This is a genomic window from Neorhizobium galegae bv. orientalis str. HAMBI 540, assembly GCF_000731315.1.
GTDB classification, from domain to species: domain Bacteria; phylum Pseudomonadota; class Alphaproteobacteria; order Rhizobiales; family Rhizobiaceae; genus Neorhizobium; species Neorhizobium galegae.
Window position 1 is genome coordinate 4,345,168 of sequence record NZ_HG938353.1, and the last position, 16,064, is coordinate 4,361,231.

Consider the following 16,064-nt stretch of genomic DNA (forward strand, 5'->3'; position numbering starts at 1 on the left):
GTGACTTTGGCACTTGCTCTCGAGCAGTTGCTCAACGGCCTGCAGCTCGGCGTCATGTTGTTTCTCATGGCTGCCGGGCTGACGCTGATCTTCGGCGTCATGGGCCTGATCAACCTCGCTCACGGCTCGCTCTACATGGTCGGCGCATTTGCCTGCGCCACCGTGGCGGCGTGGACCGGCTCGTTCTGGATCGGATTGATCGCCAGCCTCGCCGCGGCCGCCGCCGCCGGGGCGGTCGTCGAGCTCGTGGTGATCCGCAGGCTCTACGACCGCGACCATCTCGACCAGGTGCTCGCCACCTTCGCGCTGATCCTGATGTTTTCGGAAGGCACGCGCTGGCTGTTCGGTTCCTTCCCGCTCTATCTCGATATCCCGCCGCTTCTGCAGGGCGCGGTCGCGCTGCCGGGCGGCACGGAATATCCGGTCTACCGCCTGGCGATCATCCTCGCCGGCGCGATCGTCGCCTTCGGCCTCTACCTGCTGATCTCCCGGACCCGCCTCGGCATGCGCATCCGCGCCGGCGAAAGCGACCGCGAGATGATCGGCGCTTTAGGGGTCGATATCCGCACCCTCTATACGGTCGTCTTCGCGCTCGGTGCGGCCCTGGCGGGTCTCGCCGGCGCCATGGTCGGCGCGCTGCAGTCGGTGCAGGTTGGCATGGGCGAACCGGTGCTGATCCTCGCCTTCGTGGTCATCGTCATCGGCGGCATCGGCTCGATCAAGGGCGCGTTGCTCGGTGCGCTGCTGGTCGGCGTCACCGATACGATGGGGCGTTTCCTGCTGCCGAAAATCCTGGCGCTGTTTGTTGCCCCGGCGCAGGCCGGCATGATCGGTGGCGCGGCGGCTTCGATGCTGATCTATATCGTCATGGCGGTCATTCTTGCGGTGAAGCCGCGCGGCCTCTTCCCCGCGGCGCATGCGTGAGATCATGATCGTGACCCGCGAAAACCTCATCAACCTCATTCTGGCGGCCCTGCTTCTCGCCGTGCCCTTTGCGGCGAACGCGCTCGGCCAGCCTTTTTACGTCACGCTTGCGACCCGCATCGCCATCCTCGCGCTTGCCGCAACCGGCCTCAATCTGGCGCTGGGTCTCGGTGGTCTCGTCTCCTTCGGCCACGCTGCCTTCTTCGGCATCGGCGGCTATGTCGCCGGCATCCTCGCTGCCCACGCCTTTTCCGGCGATCCGCTGCTGTTCGGCCTTTCCGGGACGAAGCAGATGTGGGTGATCTGGATCGTCGCGGTGATCCTATCGGGCCTCGTCGGCCTGGCGATCGGCGCGATCAGCCTTCGCACTTCGGGCGTCTATTTCATCATGATCACGCTCGCCTTTGCCCAGATGGTCTATTATTTCGCGATCTCCTGGCCGGCGTATGGCGGCGAGGACGGGCTGTCGCTCCTTGTCCGGAACCAGTTTCCGGGCGTCATGACTATGATTCCGCTGAACTTCTTCCTGATTTGCTACGTCATCCTGCTGCTGGCGCTCGGCCTCTTCGCCCTGATCCGCGCCTCGCGTTTCGGCACCGCGCTGCAGGCGGCGCGGCAGAACGAGGTGCGCGTCGCGACGGTCGGCATCCAGCCCTACCGCATCCGGCTGACCGGCTTTGCGATTTCGGCGGCGATCACCGGCCTTGCGGGCGCTCTGTTTGCCGATCTCAACCGCTTCGTCAGCCCGTCCATGCTCTCCTGGCACATGTCGGGCGAACTGATCGTGCTGATCATCCTCGGCGGTACCGGCCGCCTGTTCGGGCCCTTGGCGGGCGCCGCACTCTACGTGATCTTCGAGTTTGCGCTTGGCGGCCTCACGGAGCGATGGCAGTTCTTCCTCGGCCTCATCCTCCTCGTCGTCGTGCTGTTTGCGCGTGGCGGTCTTCTGGGCCTGCTTGCGGGAAAGGCTAAACATGGTTGAGCCGGTTCTCCAGATCTCCAACCTCGTCAAGAATTTTGGCGCGCTCCGGGCCACAGATGGCGTGACGCTCGACCTGCGTCCCGGCGAGATCCACGCCCTGATCGGCCCGAACGGTGCCGGCAAGTCGACGCTGATCCACCAGATCTGCGGCACGCTCCGGCAGGATAGCGGCACGGTTCGTTTTGCCGGGCAGGATATCGGCAGCCTTGGCGTCGCCCAGCGCGCCCGCCTTGGACTTGGCCGCACCTTCCAGGTCTCATCGATCGCGCCGGATTTTTCGGGCCTGCGCAACGTCATGCTGGCGGTGCAGGCAAAGCAGGGGTCGAGCTTCCGCTTCTTCAAGCCCGTCATGCGCGACAGGTCGCTGATCGACACAGCGATGGCTATGCTGGAACGCGTCGGCCTGACGGCCCGCGCCCGCATTCCGGCCGCCGAGCTTTCCCATGGCGAGCGCCGGCAGCTTGAAATCGCCATGGCGCTGGCGCTCGGCTCGAAAGCATTCCTGCTCGACGAGCCGATGGCCGGCATGGGGCCGGAAGGCTCGAAATCGCTGACCCACTTTCTGGATACCCTGCGGCATGAAGCGCCGATCCTGCTGGTCGAGCACGACATGGATGCGGTTTTCGCGCTCGCCGACCGGATTTCGGTGCTCGTCTACGGCCGCGTCATTGCGACCGGCACGGTGGAGGAGATCCGCCGCGACCCGACGGTCCGCACCGCCTATCTCGGAGACCATGCCTGATGCTGCTCGATGTAACGAAGATCGAAGCATTTTATGGCGCCAGCCAGGCACTGTTCGGGGTTGATCTCTCGGTCGCCGAAGGCGAGGCCGTTGCTCTGATGGGCCGCAACGGCATGGGCAAGACGACCACCATCCGCGCCATCTGCAACCTCAATCCGCCGCGATCAGGTGCGGTGAAGATCGGCGGCACGGATACCAAGGGCAGGCGGCCGCATCATGTCGCCAAGCTCGGCATCGGTCTCGTGCCGGAAGGCCGCCGTTGTTTCCCGAACCTCACGGTCCATGAAAACCTTGTCGCTGCCGCGCGGCCCGGCCCATGGACGCTGGAACGCGTCAACGAACTCTTTCCCCGGCTTGAGGAGCGGCATGCCCAAATGGCGAGATCGCTCTCCGGCGGCGAGCAGCAGATGCTGGCGATCGGCCGTGCGCTGATGACCAATCCGCGACTGCTCATTCTCGACGAGGCGACCGAAGGCCTTGCCCCGGTCATCCGCCAGGATATCTGGAAGGCGATCAGGCGGCTGAAAGCCGAAGGTTTGTCGATCCTCGTGGTGGATAAGACGCTTTCGGAGCTTTTGCCGGTTGCGGACCGCTGCGTCATCCTGGAAAACGGAAGAAGCGCCTGGAGCGGCAGGCCCGCTGACCTGACGACGGAACTGCAGGATCGATATCTCGGGGTATAGGCATGGAATCGGAAGCGGCAAGCGCCGACCTGGAACTGATCGGCCATGGCCCGCATGGGAAGAACAAGCCCGAGACGCGGCTGTGGCTGCGCATGCTTTCAACCACCAAGCTGATCACCACGGAAATCCGCCGCCGGCTTCGCACTGAGTTTGGTGCAACGCTTCCCCAGTTCGATCTGATGGCGCAGCTCTATCGCGAAGCGGACGGCTTGAGGCTCGGCGAGCTTTCCAAGCGCACCATGGTGACGAACGGCAATGTGACCGGGCTGGTGGAGCGGCTGGAGACGGACGGTTTCGTGCAGCGGGTCACGCCGGATGGCGACCGCCGCGTCACCGTCGCCAAGCTGACGCCCGCCGGTACCGAGCTTTTTGTCGCCATGGCAGCCGCCCACGAAGGATGGCTGCGCGACATCATGGCCGATGTCGACCCGGCGATGATCGCATCACTGTGGTCGGAGATCGGCGCGGTGAAAGCCTCTGCCAGCAACCACCTTTCCGGCAGCGCCTTCGAATAGTAAGGCTCGTCTCCGGGCGCAACAATTCGGGGTTAAGAAATGGCAGACCTGCAGGCGATCGTCGACGAGATCCATGCGAAGCTGACGCCGCGTCTGGGTGAAGGCAAGGTGGCCGACTACATCCCGCAGCTCGCCCATGTCGACCCGAAGAAGTTCGGGATGGCGATCATCGATGTCGACGGCGAGGTCTACAAGGCCGGCGATTGCGACGAACCTTTCTCGATCCAGAGTGTCTCAAAGGTCTTCACGCTGACGCTCGCGCTCGGCAAACATGGCGAGACCACCTGGAACCGTGTCGGCCGGGAACCCTCCGGCTCGGCCTTCAACTCGATCGTCCAGCTCGAGCATGAGGAAGGCAAGCCACGCAATCCATTCATCAATGCCGGCGCCATCGCCGTCAGCGATCTCGTCCTTGCCGGACACACGCCGCGCGAGGCGATCGGTGAGATCGTCCGTTTTGTGCGCTACCTGGCGGATGACGATTCGATCGCCATCGATCCGGAAGTGGCGAAGTCGGAGCAGGCGACGGGGTTCCGCAATTTCGCGCTCGCCAATTTCATGCGCTCCTTCGGCAAGCTCGATCATCCGGTCGAACATGTCCTCGGCGTCTATTTCCACCACTGCGCGCTGGCGATGACCTGCACCCAGCTTGCCAAGTCAGCCCTCTTCCTCGCCGCATCGGGCCGCAATCCGCTGACCGGGCACACGGTAGTCTCGAAGCAGCGGGCGAGGCGCATCAATGCGCTGATGCTGACGTGCGGCCATTACGATGGATCGGGTGATTTCGCCTACCGTGTCGGCCTGCCCGGCAAGAGCGGGGTCGGCGGCGGCATCATGGCGGTAGCACCTGGCAAGGCCTCCGTCGCCGTCTGGTCGCCGGGCCTCAATCACAACGGCAATTCGCTGCTTGGTTCGCTGGCGCTGGAAATGCTGGCCACCCGAACCGGCTGGTCGGTGTTCGGCCAATAAAAAAAGCCCGGCCGGAGCCGGGCTTTCAGTCTGCTGGCAGCGTTATGATCAGTCTTCGCTGGCTGCCATCTGCGAAAGAGCATCGCCGCGTCCCCGTGCGCGCAGGACGAGCGGCAGGATGAGGGCAAGTGCTGCCACGCCCAGCAGCACGGCGGCGATCGGCGAGGTGACCAGCACCGTCACGTCACCCTGGCTGATGGCGAGGGCACGTCGGAGCTGCTGTTCGGCAAGCGGCCCGAGAATGAGGCCGACGATGACAGGCGCGATCGGATAGTCGAAGACGCGCATGATGTAGGCCACGAGCCCGAAAACCAGCAGCATGCCGAGTTCGAAGACCGACGGGTTGGCGCCGATGGTGCCGAGGGTGGCGAACACGAGGATGCCCGCATAGAGCCACGGCTTCGGAATGGTCAGCAGCTTCACCCACAGGCCAACCAGCGGCAGGTTGAGCACGAGTAGCATCAGGTTGGCGATCAGCAGCGAGGCGATCAGACCCCAGACGAGCTGCGGGTTGGTCACAAACAGCAGCGGGCCGGGCTGCAGTCCGTATTGCTGGAAGCCTGCGAGCATGATGGCCGCGGTCGCCGAGGTCGGCAGCCCGAGGGTCAGGAGCGGCACCAGCGTGCCGGCGGCGGACGCATTGTTGGCCGCTTCCGGACCGGCGACGCCTTCGATCGCGCCATGGCCGAATTCTTCCGGGTGCTTGGAAAGCCGCTTTTCGGTCGCATAGGAGAGGAAGGTGCCGATCTCGGCACCCCCGGCCGGCATCGCGCCGATCGGGAAGCCGATCACGGTACCACGCAGCCAGGCTTTCCAGGAGCGCGCCCAGTCCTGCGACGTCATCCAGACCGAGCCCTTGATCGCCTCGATCCTGTCCGGTGCGGATGCGCCCTGGGCGGCGATATAGAGTGTCTCGCCGATCGCGAACATGGCGACCGCCATCGTGGTCACCTCGATACCATCGAGCAGGTCCGGCACGCCGAAGGAAAGCCGGTTCTGGCCGGTCAGCTGGTCGATGCCGACGAGCGACAGGGCAAGTCCGATGAAGAGCGACGTCAGGCCCCGCAGCGTCGAATTGCCGAAGGCCGAGGAGACGGTGACGAAGGCCAGAACCATCAGCGCAAAATATTCGCGCGGACCGAAGACCAGCGCCAGCTTGACAATATAGGGCGCAATGAAAGCAAGCGCCAAGGTGGCGATCAGGCCGGCGACGAACGATCCGATCGCCGCCGTCGCAAGAGCCGGGCCGCCACGTCCCGCCCGAGCCATTTTGTTGCCTTCGAGCGCAGTGACGATCGAGGCGCTTTCACCCGGCGTGTTCAAGAGAATCGAGGTCGTAGAGCCGCCATACATGCCGCCGTAATAGATGCCGGCAAACATGATCAGCGAGCCGGTCGCATCCAGCTGGTAGGTGACCGGCAGCAGCAGGGCGACCGTCGTGGCCGGACCGATGCCGGGAAGCACGCCGACGGCAGTGCCGAGCGTCACGCCGATCAGCGCGTAAAAGAGGTTCATCGGCTCCATTGCCGATACGAGCCCCTGGAGAAGAAATTCGAATGTGGTCATGATCTTGCTCTCAAGGGTCGCATCACTGGATCAGGTGTTCCAGCGGGCCCGCCGGAAGCGAAAGTTGCAGAACGCCGGCAAACAGCCACCAGATGGCGAGACAGATGACGATGCCGACCGGAATGCTGATCCAGAGTCTGCGGGCGCCGAAACCTGCCGCCGCAAGGCCGAAAAGCGTGCCCGTGGCGATCGAGAACCCGGCGATCCGGATGAGGATCATCTGCGCCAGCAGGCCGGCGACGACCCATGCGACAGGTCCGAGTTCCTGTTTTTCCCGCGCCGGAAAATCGCGGCGAAAGGCGGCGAAGACGGTCCAGACGGCAAGTCCGATCAGCGCAAAGGCGATCCAGTCCGGAACTGTGGCCGGGCCGACCTGGCTATAGCCGCCCATATCTCTCAGCCGCGAGACGTCGAGGAAGATGACGACAGCGACAGCGACGAGGATAGCGGCAATAACAAGCGCCGCCCAATCGGGGCGGCGCTGCTCGGTGGTCGTTTTGTTGTTGTCGAGGCTCATTTGACCAGTCCGATGTCCTTCAGGATGGTTTCAGTGGCAGCGATGTCCTTGGCGAGCTGGGCTTCGAATTCCGGGCCGGAGAGATAGGTGTCGATCCAGCCCTTGGTCTTCAGGTTGTCCTGCCAGGTCTTGGACTTGGCGAGCTTTTCGACGTCGGCGGTCACAGCCTTCTTCTGCTCGGGGGTCAGGCCGGGAGCGGCGGCGACCATGCGCCAGTTCTGGATCACGACGTCAAGACCGCCTTCCTTCAGTGTCGGGGCATTGATGCCTTCGACCTTCTTTTCGGAGGAGATGGCGAGGAGGCGAAGCGTGCCGGCCTTGATCTGGCCTTCGAACTCGCCGTAGGACGAGATGCCGGCCGTGACCTGGCCGCCAAGGATGGCGGCGAGTGCCTCACCGCCGCCGGAAAACGCGATGTAGTTGACCTTCGTCGGATCGACGCCGGCAGCCTTTGCGATCAAACCAGCCGTGATGTGGTCCGTACCACCGGCCGAGCCGCCGCCCCAGGAAACCGAACCCGGATTTGCCTTCAGCTTGGCGGTCAGATCGGCAACCGACTTGATGTCGGAGGCAGCCGGAACGACGACGACTTCGTATTCGCCGGTCAGGCGGGCGATTGGGGTAACGTCCTTCAGGGTGACCGGGGACTTGTTGGTGAGGATCGCACCGACCATGACGTAACCGCCGACCATGAGGGCGTTCGGATTGCCCTTCTGCTGGCTGGCGAACTGGGCGATGCCGATCGTGCCGCCGGCGCCGGGAACGTTCATGACCTGCACCTTGCTGGAGATCTTCTCAGTCTGCAAAGCGGTCTGCATGGTCCGGGCGGTCTGGTCCCAGCCGCCGCCGGGGGCGGCAGGTGCCATGATCGAATAGTCGGCCGCGGCGGCCGGAAGTGCGATTGCGCCCGCGAGAAGGGAAGCAAGCAAGAAATGTTTCAAGGGTCGATCCTCCGTTGGCGTCTTGATCCGACGCGAAATGCTTGTTTTGGCAGAACGAAGGAGGTTGAAGCGGAAAGCGAGAATCGCCCGTCCGATGTCCTCCCATCGTGAATCGGGTCCCCGCCTCCACGGGGGCCGAATGCCCTAAGCCAGCATATCAAGCTGACATCTACCTGACATCTTTCGCGGACTTGCGATTTGGCAAGGGGTTTCGGCCCGCAGCCGCCGAATTTTGTGGCTATTGCAGCCGAAGGACTTCGTTCCAGCGGGAAATCAGTCGTGCCCGCTTCACCTGGTCGAGATAAACCATCAGCCCGAGGCTGACCGGAACCGGCTTCAATTGTCCGCCCAACATCTCCCGCAGCGTCGTGGCGGTGTTATTGCCGGCGACTTCCGGGCTGACGGCCGGGATCTGCAGTTCGCGGGCCATGATTGTCTGGCCTTCCTTGGACATGAAGAACTCGAGGTAACGTTTGCCGAGATCCGGCGCGGCGGCGGCCTGCGGCACAAGGCCGATACGCGACATCACCACCGTGTAATCCTTCGGCAGTACGATCCCGACATCCGGATGACGGGAAGCCCAGTCGGCGGCGTAGGAACCGAGGATGTTGTAGCCGAGCAGGAACCGCCCGTCGGCGACGCGTTCCAGGATCGCCTGGCTGGTCGAGTAGAGCTTCACGCCCGCAGCACCCATCGCCCGGATCACGGACCAGATATCGCCGAACTGCTCCTGGTCGCGCGCCATGAACAGGAAACCGACCCCGGAACGCTCGATGTCGTAGGTGCCGATCCGGCCGTAGACCGCATCTCCCCGCTTCTGCAGGAATTCGACCAGTTCCGCCCGGGTCGAGGGCGGGGACGAATCCTTGAAACTCGGCTTGTGATAGACGAACACGGCCGGTTCGAAAGTCAGTGCGTAGGCCGTATTGCGCCAGTTCGCCCAGCCTGGCCATTGCCCGCTCATCGGCAGGTCGCTGCGCTGGGCGTAGCCGTCATTGGCGAGCTTCACCTGCAGGTCCATGGCCGACGAGAAGGCAAAGTCGGCAGTCTTGTTGCCGGCATCGGTTTCGCCCACGATCCGGTCGTAGATTTCGCCCGTCAGCATGTCCTCGTAGCGCACCGCGACATCCGGATTGGCCGTCTGGAAGCCGGCTATCATCGGCTTGGCGAGCGGCTCGTCGAGCGACGAATAGACCGTCAGCATGGGCGCATCGTCCCGCCCGGAGAGCGCCCGGAACAGCGTCGTGTCTGCCGCTGCAAAGCTGGGCGAAAGGGCAAGACAGAGGAATAGGAAAAGCAGCCTTTTCATGTGGCCACAATGCCCCACAGCAGCGGCCGCGACAAGCCAACCGGAAGCTCCGTAACATTCCCGCCACAGGGACCCCGATGCAACCGTCCGCCAGCTTGTTTTCCGATGTCATGTCATTACCTGTGGGCGGTCTTTTCGCGCCGGAAGTCCCGGTGTCCTGTCAGCAACCAAAGGTCTCGCCCCATGTCGCTTACGCTCTACGATGTCACAGTGCCGGTCTTCATCCGCGCTTTCGGCAACCTCACGGAAATCCTGAAAAAGGGCGAAGCTTTCGCCGATGAAAAGGGCATCGCCCACAAGGAACTGCTGGAGACCCGATTGGTCGATGACATGTACCCGCTGATCTCCCAGATCCAGCGCGCCAGCGACACCGCGAAATTCGTGCCGGTCCGCGTCGGGCAGATCGAGAATATCCCGATGGCCGACGAAGAAGTTACTTTCGCCGACCTGCATGCCCGGATCGAAAAGACCGTGGCCTTCCTCAACAGCGTCAATTCGGCCACCATGGTCAATCGCGAGGATGCCGAGGTGATCGTCAAGACCCGCAGCGGCGAAACGAAGTTCACCGGCAAGAGCTATGTTCTCGGCTTCGCGCTGCCGAACTTCTATTTCCACGTCACCACGGCCTACGCGATCCTGCGTCACAAGGGCGTCCCGATCGGCAAGATGGATTATATCGGCCGTTCGCAGTAACGCCCGGAACCAACCATCATCCGTGACATCGTCGCTTCCGCGTTTATAATCATCTGCGGAAGCGGGGAGATTTCGTGCGTATTCTTCTGGTCGAGGACAATCAGGCGCTGGCCGAGGGGCTGTCGACGATCCTGCGCGGCAGCGGCTATGCCGTCGATGCGGTTGCCGACGGCGCTTCGGCGGAAGCAGTCGCTGCCGCCGAAGCCTATGATCTCGTCATTCTCGACCTGAACCTGCCGGAAATGGACGGGCTCGACGTGTTGCGCGCCATGCGGGCCCGGGCGAACAAGGCCGCCGTGATGATCCTGACCGCCCGCGGCACGCCCGAGGAGCGGGTGAAGGGGCTCGATCTCGGCGCCGACGATTACATGATCAAGCCCTTCGACATTTCCGAGTTCGAGGCGCGCATCCGCGTGCTGCTGCGCCGCCAGGCCGGCCTCCGAAGCTCGATCGTCAACTATGGCGGCGTCACCTTCGACCTGAATTCACGAACCTTTTCGAGCCAGGGTGTGACCCTCGACCTCCCCGCACGGGAGGTGGCGCTTCTGGAACTGCTCTTCCTGCGCGCCGGCAAGGTGGTCTCCAAGGACGCGATCATGGCATCGCTGACCGGCTTCGACGACGACCTTTCCGCCAACGCCATCGAGCAGTATGTGAGCCGCCTGCGCCGGCGTCTCGCCCCGCACGGGCTCACGGTGAAGACAGCTCGCGGCATCGGGTATTATCTCGAAACCACGGCGCCGACCGCATGACATCCGTCTCCCACGGCGCCCAACCCGTCCCGCCGATCGCCGCCTATTCCCTGCGCCGCCGGCTGCTCGCCTGGCTTCTCGTCTCGACGGCAGTGATCGGCACGATCGCCATGGCCGACACCTGGGACGAAGCGATCGATACGGCGAACGAGGTGTCTGACCGGGTGCTCGCCGGTTCCGCACTGGCGATCGCCGAGCGGGTGATCGTTGCCGAAGACGGCACGCTGGAAGTCGACATTCCCTATGTGGCTCTGGAAATGCTGACCTCGGCGGCTCAAGACCGCGTCTTCTACCGCGTCGACGGGCCGCCCGGAAAATTCATCACCGGCTACCAGACGCTGCCGTCGATCCCGCGCCGGGAAGGTCAGGCGGCCGCCTTCGAGAATGCCATGTTTCGCGGCGAGCCGATCCGCGTGGCCGCCCTTGCCCGCTCCGCCTCGACCGGCATCAATTCCGTGCCCTTTACAGTGACAGTTGCGGAAACCACCATCGCCCGCCAGCAACTGACCCAGACGATCCTGATCCGCTCGGCGCTGCGCCTGCTGTTCATGATCGTCGGTGCTGCGATCATCGTCTGGGTGGCGGTGACGCTGTCGCTCCGGCCGCTCTACCGGTTCAGCGAGGCGATCGCCGAACGCAGCCCGGACGACCTTCACCCGATCAGCGAGCGGGTGCCGAACGAGGTGCAGGGACTTGTCGACACGGTCAATTCCTTCATGGTGCGGCTGGAAAGCGCGCTTGAGGCATTACGTCATTTCACCGGCAATGCCAGTCATCAGCTGCGCACGCCGCTCGCCATCATCCGCACCCAGCTGGCGCTCGCCGACCGCGCCACCGAACTTGGCGAAGTGAAGGAGGCTGCCCGCAAGGCGGACGAGGCAGTCGCGGATGCCGAGCGCATTATTGCCCAGCTTCTCCTGATGGCGAAGATCGATGCGGCCACGCGATCGGCTTCGATGCAACGCGTCGACCTGACCGCGTTGGCGCGCGGGGCGACGGCCGACAATGTGCCGCTTGGCGCCGATGCCGGTATCGATCTCGGTTTCGAGGGGGAGGGGGAAATCATGATCTCTGCCGAGCCGCTGCTGATCGGCGAACTGATGAAGAACCTGATCGGCAATGCGCTGCTCTATGCCGGAAACGGTGCCGAGGTGACCGTCCGTGTCACGCCGGAAAACGGCATTGTGGTTCTCGAAGTGGAAGACGACGGCCCGGGCATACCGCCGGAGAAACGAGCCTCGGTGCTCAAGCGCTTTGATCGCGGCGACCGCTCCGATAAGCTGGGCACCGGCCTCGGCCTGCCGATAGTCGAGGAGATCGCCCGCCTGCACGGGGCGGAGATGACTCTCGCAGACGGCCGCAAGGGCAGGGGTTTGAAAGTCGCGATACGGTTTCCTGTAGCCGGCTAAGTTCTATTCCTGATGCACCTTCACGCCGCTGATCCAGGTGCTCTTCATGCCGAGGTCATCAGTCAACAACACAAAATCCGCGTCGAAGCCGGGCTTCAGCGCCCCCTTGCGGTCGGCAAGGTAGGCCGCTTCCGCCGGATAGGTGGATGCCATGCGGAATGCCTCCCCGACCGGCAGGTCGAGCGCCTTGTGCGCAAACCGGACCGATGAGATCATGTCGATATCGGCTCCGGCCAGTGTGCCGTCGGCGAGCGTCAGGCGCCCGTCCTGGCGCAGGATCTCGCGGCCATTCAGCGTAAAGCTCTTCATGTCGGTGCCGATGGTCGACATCGCGTCGGTGACGATGAAGATCTTGCCGGGTCCGTTCTTGGCCCGCAGCGCGACGCCCATCGCGGCCGGATGCACATGGATGCCGTCGGCGATAATCCCGACATAGAGCGAGCCGATATCGAGTGCCGCGCCGACGACGCCCGGCTGGCGGTGGCCGAGCGGGCTCATGGCGTTGAACAGATGGGTAACGGTGCGAGCACCGGCCTCGGCATAGGCCCTGGCGGTCTCGTAGGTCGTGTCGGTATGGCCGAGGCTCACCATGAAGCCGGCCTGCGCCAGCCGTGCCGCCTGCTCCACCGTCACGTTTTCCGGCGCGATGGTGATCATCATCGTATCGAACACGCCTTTGCAGGAGAGCATCAGCGCGATGTCCTTCTCCTCCATCGGCCGGATCAATTTCGGGTCATGCGCACCCTTGCGCGCGACCGAAAGATGCGGACCTTCAAGGTGCAGGCCGAGAAAGCCCGGCACGCCCTCGGCCTTCGCTTGTTTGCCGGCCTCGACCGTCCTGGACGTGATCTCGTAGGTGTCGGTGATCAGCGTCGGTAGGAGCGCCGTCGTGCCGAACTTGGCATGCGCGGCACAGATCTGCCGAAGACCCGCCAGCGTCGGCTCCTCGTTCAGCAGCACGCCGCCGCCGCCGTTCACCTGCAGGTCGATGAAGCCGGGCACGATCAGCCCGCCTCCGGCATCGATCCGCTCGATGCCTTCCGGCAGTTTGGCGATGGATTGGATCGCCTCGATCCTACCGTCCGCAAAGATGAGCGCGGCATCCTCATGCCAGAAGGTACCGTCGAAAATGCGGGCGCCAGTAATGGCCTTTCGCGTGCTCATAGCGTCTCGGTCACCTTCTTGAGTGCGACAGGCGCATCCGGATTGAAGCCCTTGGCACGCGACCACGCTTCGACGAAGCCGTAGAAGGGCAGGATCAGCGTCAGCGCGTCGGTGATCGGATGACCGGTTGCAACGAAGGGCAGCCTGCGGGCGTCCTTGACCTTGTCGGAGGTCGCAAACGCGAGCGCGCCCTTGGCCGCCAGGCTGTCGGCGATCTCGATCGCTGAAGCTTCCGCGGCATCGCGCGCCGCGAAGGTGACGACCGGAAAACGCTTTTCGACCAGCGCCACGGGGCCGTGCAGTACTTCGGCCGCCGAATAGGCTTCGGCATGCATATTGGAGGTTTCCTTGAACTTCAGCGCCGCCTCGCTGGCGATCGCCAGAGCCGGGCCGCGGCCGAGCATGTAGAGGGATTCCGCATCGCCGAGTTCGTTAGCCAGATCGCTCCAGTCGAGCTTGACCGCCTTTTCGAAATGCCCCGGCAGGTCGCGGATGGCCGTCTTGAGCGCCTCGTCACCAACCCATTCCGACAGCAACGCAAGGCCTGCGACGATCGAGTTGACGAACGACTTGGTCGCGGCAACGGCGAGTTCCGGCCCGGCATTGATGTTGATGGCATAGGCCGAAGCGCTGGCGATCGGCGAAGGCAGGGTGTTGGTGAGCGCAATAGTGACGGCGCCGGCCCTGGTCGCGGCTTCCGCCATCGCGACGATATCCGGGCTCTTGCCGGATTGTGAAATGGCGATCGCCGCACCGCCGTCGAGCTTCAGCTCGGCGCCGTAGATCGAGGCAAGCGATGGCCCGAGCGAGGCGACCGGCCGGCCGGCGGTGAGTTCGACCGCATATTTGATGAAGGTCGCCGCATGGTCGGACGAACCGCGTGCAATGGTGATCAGGAAGGCCGGGTCCTTTTCGCGCAGCGCGCGGCCGGCAGCGGCAAGCTCGGCCGCAGAACCGTCGAGCAGGCGGGCCACCGCTTCCGGAATCTCGTCGATCTCTTTGCGCATGTTCGTCATATTGGTCAGCATAACATCGTCCTCGAAGGTCAGTTTTCGCCGAGCGAGAGCTCGGCCACGAAATCATAGGCATCGCCGCGATAGAGCGAGCGGGTGAGCTCCACCACCCGGCCGGACGCCAGATAGGAAACCCGCTCGATCGAAAGCCCGGCGGAACCGACCGGCACGGCCAGCAGCCCGGCATCCGGGTTCTTCATATTGCAGGCCGATATCCGCTGTATGGCGCGCACCGGCCGGGCATCCTTTTTTCCAAGTTCCGCATAGAGCGAATTGGTCACCGCCGAAGGATCGGGCAGGAAATTGGCCGAAATGCTGGCGCGTTCGATCGCAAGCGGCATGTCGTTGCCAAGGCGCAGGCGCCCGAGCCGCGCGACCTTTTCTCCTGGCGCAAGGCCAAGCATCATCATCTCTTCAGGCGATGGGTGGAAAAGCCCGCGCTCCAGCCATTCGGATCGCGTCACCAGCCCACGCCGTGCCATGTCCTCGGTAAACGAGGTGAGCCGGGTCAGCGGCTGCTCGACGCGCGACATCGGCTTGACCACGAAAGTGCCGGAGCCGTGCTTGCGGGTCAGCAACCCGTCCTTGACGAGATCGTCGACGGCCTTGCGCACGGTGACGCGGCTGACCTGGGCGTAGTCGGCAAGATCGCGCTCGGCGGGCAGGGCGTCGCCATGGCCGAGCTTGCCGGTGCGGATCGCATCTTCGAGGCTCTGGCGCAGCTTTCGGTAAAGCGGCCCGGTGCCGGCCGATTGCAGGCCGTCGAGCGGCAGGATGGCGGCGAGCGTCTGGTTCATGCGCGAAGCTCCGCCTGTGCGCCATAGGTCTTGACGGCAAGCGCCACTGCACCGGTCAGCGCATCGGCAAGCGGTTCGGACAGTCGGGCGCGATGCCGTTCGGCCAGATATTCGGGATAGAGCGGGGCAAGACCGCCGAGCAGGCAGAGCCGGCCTTTCGTCCCGGTGATCCCGTTTACAGCATCGAGCGCCTCGTCGATGCCGGCTGCCCCGGTCTTGAGGATGCGGATCGCTGCCGCGTCGCCCTGCCGCGCGAAATCGAACACTTTAGGCGTATGACGCCCGAAATCTCCGGGTTTCGCCAGTCGCGCAAAATCGACGATCTTTTCTGGATTGTTGTCGAACTCGGCGAGGATGGCCTTCGACAAGCCTGTCATCGGATGGATATTGTCATAGGCGAGCAGGCTTTCCTGCAGTGCGAGCTGGCCGAGCCGTGCGCCGCTGCCGAGATCGCTCACCTGGAAACCCCAACCGGCGACTGAGTGAAGCCGGCCTTGGTGCCGGGCGATATAGACCGTCCCGGTGCCGACGATGCCGATCGCGCCATCCTCGTCGCCGATCGCGCCCTGAAGCGCGATCACGCCGTCGGAAACGATGTCCGACTGCCTGAAAGGCAGCCGTGCCTGCACATAACTCACCGCATCGCCGACATTGTTGCCGGCAAGGCCGAGGACGGCGGACGTGGTGGAGAGATCCGGTTCGATCCTCGCTTCCGCAAAAGCAAGGCTGGACGCTTCGACGATATGTTTCAGGGCGGTATCGGGGTCAGTCAGGATATTGGAGGCGCCGCTCTTGCCGCGGCCGAGAATCCTGCCGTTTTTGTCGGCCAGGGCCGCACGGCAACTTGTTCCGCCGCCATCGATTCCGATAAAATAGTCCGCCATGGGTACCTCCGGGGCAAATAATACCAAAAAAGTACCAATAACCAAGCGTGATTTCAAAAATCCCAAGCAGTTGGTTTCATATATTTGAAAATATTGCCATATTTCCCCTATATTTCGCAGAAATTATCGATCCGTTCATAAAAGTTAATTTTCCTTCTGGACAATTGGTATTTTTTTGGCATCATTTTGGTTAGAGGGAGAAGC

General features: G+C 63.5%; 17 protein-coding genes. 9 read left to right on the top strand and 8 right to left on the bottom strand.

The features are described 5' to 3' along the window. From RG540_RS20880 to RG540_RS20905, 6 genes are read left to right on the top strand one after another with little or no spacing between them, the layout of a single operon-like run. A complete protein-coding gene (locus RG540_RS20880) occupies positions 1-924 on the top strand; it encodes a branched-chain amino acid ABC transporter permease (protein WP_038591966.1) in 924 nt (307 codons plus the stop codon). A gap of 4 nt (positions 925-928) precedes the next feature. After that, entirely contained in the window at positions 929-1,906 is a 978-nt protein-coding gene (locus RG540_RS20885; protein WP_038594399.1) for a branched-chain amino acid ABC transporter permease, read from the top strand. Then, positions 1,899-2,648, top strand: a complete 750-nt coding sequence (locus RG540_RS20890) for an ABC transporter ATP-binding protein (RefSeq protein ID WP_038591968.1) — start codon at positions 1,899-1,901, stop codon at positions 2,646-2,648. Before RG540_RS20885 ends, RG540_RS20890 begins: the two co-directional genes overlap by 8 nt. Continuing rightward, on the top strand, positions 2,648-3,331 hold the full coding sequence (locus RG540_RS20895; RefSeq protein ID WP_080724996.1) for an ABC transporter ATP-binding protein: 684 nt from the start codon (positions 2,648-2,650) through the stop codon (positions 3,329-3,331). The genes RG540_RS20890 and RG540_RS20895 overlap by 1 nt, the downstream gene beginning before the upstream one ends. A 2-nt stretch (positions 3,332-3,333) precedes the next feature. After that, complete coding sequence (locus RG540_RS20900; protein WP_038591973.1) at positions 3,334-3,846, top strand: MarR family winged helix-turn-helix transcriptional regulator; 513 nt, start codon at positions 3,334-3,336, stop codon at positions 3,844-3,846. 39 nt (positions 3,847-3,885) lie between these two features. After that, positions 3,886-4,815 (top strand): glutaminase, encoded by a 930-nt coding sequence (locus tag RG540_RS20905; RefSeq protein WP_038591976.1) that lies wholly within the window; start codon positions 3,886-3,888, stop codon positions 4,813-4,815. A gap of 48 nt (positions 4,816-4,863) precedes the next feature. On the opposite strand, the gene RG540_RS20910 is transcribed toward RG540_RS20905, so the two are convergent. The 4 genes from RG540_RS20910 to RG540_RS20925 all read right to left on the bottom strand — a co-directional run bounded on the left by RG540_RS20910 (position 4,864) and on the right by RG540_RS20925 (position 9,148). After that, complete coding sequence (locus tag RG540_RS20910; protein WP_038547764.1) at positions 4,864-6,381, bottom strand: tripartite tricarboxylate transporter permease; 1,518 nt, start codon at positions 6,379-6,381, stop codon at positions 4,864-4,866. Between the two features lie 22 nt (positions 6,382-6,403). After that, positions 6,404-6,898, bottom strand: coding sequence for a tripartite tricarboxylate transporter TctB family protein (locus RG540_RS20915; protein ID WP_038547767.1), 495 nt, complete (start codon positions 6,896-6,898; stop codon positions 6,404-6,406). Continuing rightward, positions 6,895-7,839 (bottom strand): Bug family tripartite tricarboxylate transporter substrate binding protein, encoded by a 945-nt coding sequence (locus tag RG540_RS20920; protein WP_038591979.1) that lies wholly within the window; start codon positions 7,837-7,839, stop codon positions 6,895-6,897. The genes RG540_RS20915 and RG540_RS20920 overlap by 4 nt, the downstream gene beginning before the upstream one ends. 238 nt (positions 7,840-8,077) lie before the next feature. Then, complete coding sequence (locus RG540_RS20925) at positions 8,078-9,148, bottom strand: ABC transporter substrate-binding protein (protein WP_038591982.1); 1,071 nt, start codon at positions 9,146-9,148, stop codon at positions 8,078-8,080. Positions 9,149-9,331: 183 nt separating this feature from the next. On the opposite strand from RG540_RS20925, the gene RG540_RS20930 reads away from it, so the two are divergent. The 3 genes from RG540_RS20930 (at position 9,332) to RG540_RS20940 (ending at position 12,002) form a co-directional block, all read left to right on the top strand. Then, positions 9,332-9,841, top strand: a complete 510-nt coding sequence (locus RG540_RS20930; RefSeq protein ID WP_038591985.1) for a DUF1993 domain-containing protein — start codon at positions 9,332-9,334, stop codon at positions 9,839-9,841. A gap of 74 nt (positions 9,842-9,915) precedes the next feature. After that, positions 9,916-10,593 (top strand): response regulator transcription factor, encoded by a 678-nt coding sequence (locus RG540_RS20935; RefSeq protein ID WP_038591988.1) that lies wholly within the window; start codon positions 9,916-9,918, stop codon positions 10,591-10,593. Continuing rightward, positions 10,590-12,002 carry a sensor histidine kinase gene (locus tag RG540_RS20940; RefSeq protein WP_051909552.1) on the top strand — a complete coding sequence of 471 codons (1,413 nt, stop codon included), beginning with the start codon at positions 10,590-10,592 and terminating at the stop codon, positions 12,000-12,002. Before RG540_RS20935 ends, RG540_RS20940 begins: the two co-directional genes overlap by 4 nt. Positions 12,003-12,005: 3 nt before the next feature. Here the strand turns inward: RG540_RS20940 and nagA are convergent, their stop codons facing one another. Genes nagA through RG540_RS20960 form a run of 4 tightly spaced genes read right to left on the bottom strand, consistent with a single transcriptional unit; the run spans position 12,006 to position 15,860 of the window. Beyond that, positions 12,006-13,166 carry an N-acetylglucosamine-6-phosphate deacetylase gene (gene nagA / locus RG540_RS20945; protein WP_038591991.1) on the bottom strand — a complete coding sequence of 387 codons (1,161 nt, stop codon included), beginning with the start codon at positions 13,164-13,166 and terminating at the stop codon, positions 12,006-12,008. Next, positions 13,163-14,194 (bottom strand): SIS domain-containing protein, encoded by a 1,032-nt coding sequence (locus RG540_RS20950; protein WP_038591995.1) that lies wholly within the window; start codon positions 14,192-14,194, stop codon positions 13,163-13,165. The genes nagA and RG540_RS20950 overlap by 4 nt, the downstream gene beginning before the upstream one ends. Positions 14,195-14,211: 17 nt before the next feature. Then, entirely contained in the window at positions 14,212-14,976 is a 765-nt protein-coding gene (locus tag RG540_RS20955; protein WP_038591998.1) for a GntR family transcriptional regulator, read from the bottom strand. Beyond that, positions 14,973-15,860, bottom strand: coding sequence for an N-acetylglucosamine kinase (locus RG540_RS20960; protein ID WP_038592002.1), 888 nt, complete (start codon positions 15,858-15,860; stop codon positions 14,973-14,975). The genes RG540_RS20955 and RG540_RS20960 overlap by 4 nt, the downstream gene beginning before the upstream one ends. Positions 15,861-16,064 lie beyond the last annotated feature (204 nt).

Coding starts and splice junctions, on each gene's coding strand:
- RG540_RS20885 (WP_038594399.1), top strand. CDS start 929: ATGATCGTGACCCGCGAAAACCTCATCAACCTCATTCTGGCGGCCCTG.
- RG540_RS20890 (WP_038591968.1), top strand. CDS start 1,899: ATGGTTGAGCCGGTTCTCCAGATCTCCAACCTCGTCAAGAATTTTGGC.
- RG540_RS20895 (WP_080724996.1), top strand. CDS start 2,648: ATGCTGCTCGATGTAACGAAGATCGAAGCATTTTATGGCGCCAGCCAG.
- RG540_RS20900 (WP_038591973.1), top strand. CDS start 3,334: ATGGAATCGGAAGCGGCAAGCGCCGACCTGGAACTGATCGGCCATGGC.
- RG540_RS20905 (WP_038591976.1), top strand. CDS start 3,886: ATGGCAGACCTGCAGGCGATCGTCGACGAGATCCATGCGAAGCTGACG.
- RG540_RS20910 (WP_038547764.1), bottom strand. CDS start 6,381: ATGACCACATTCGAATTTCTTCTCCAGGGGCTCGTATCGGCAATGGAG.
- RG540_RS20915 (WP_038547767.1), bottom strand. CDS start 6,898: ATGAGCCTCGACAACAACAAAACGACCACCGAGCAGCGCCGCCCCGAT.
- RG540_RS20925 (WP_038591982.1), bottom strand. CDS start 9,148: ATGAAAAGGCTGCTTTTCCTATTCCTCTGTCTTGCCCTTTCGCCCAGC.
- RG540_RS20930 (WP_038591985.1), top strand. CDS start 9,332: ATGTCGCTTACGCTCTACGATGTCACAGTGCCGGTCTTCATCCGCGCT.
- RG540_RS20940 (WP_051909552.1), top strand. CDS start 10,590: ATGACATCCGTCTCCCACGGCGCCCAACCCGTCCCGCCGATCGCCGCC.
- nagA (WP_038591991.1), bottom strand. CDS start 13,166: ATGAGCACGCGAAAGGCCATTACTGGCGCCCGCATTTTCGACGGTACC.
- RG540_RS20950 (WP_038591995.1), bottom strand. CDS start 14,194: ATGCTGACCAATATGACGAACATGCGCAAAGAGATCGACGAGATTCCG.
- RG540_RS20955 (WP_038591998.1), bottom strand. CDS start 14,976: ATGAACCAGACGCTCGCCGCCATCCTGCCGCTCGACGGCCTGCAATCG.
- RG540_RS20960 (WP_038592002.1), bottom strand. CDS start 15,860: ATGGCGGACTATTTTATCGGAATCGATGGCGGCGGAACAAGTTGCCGT.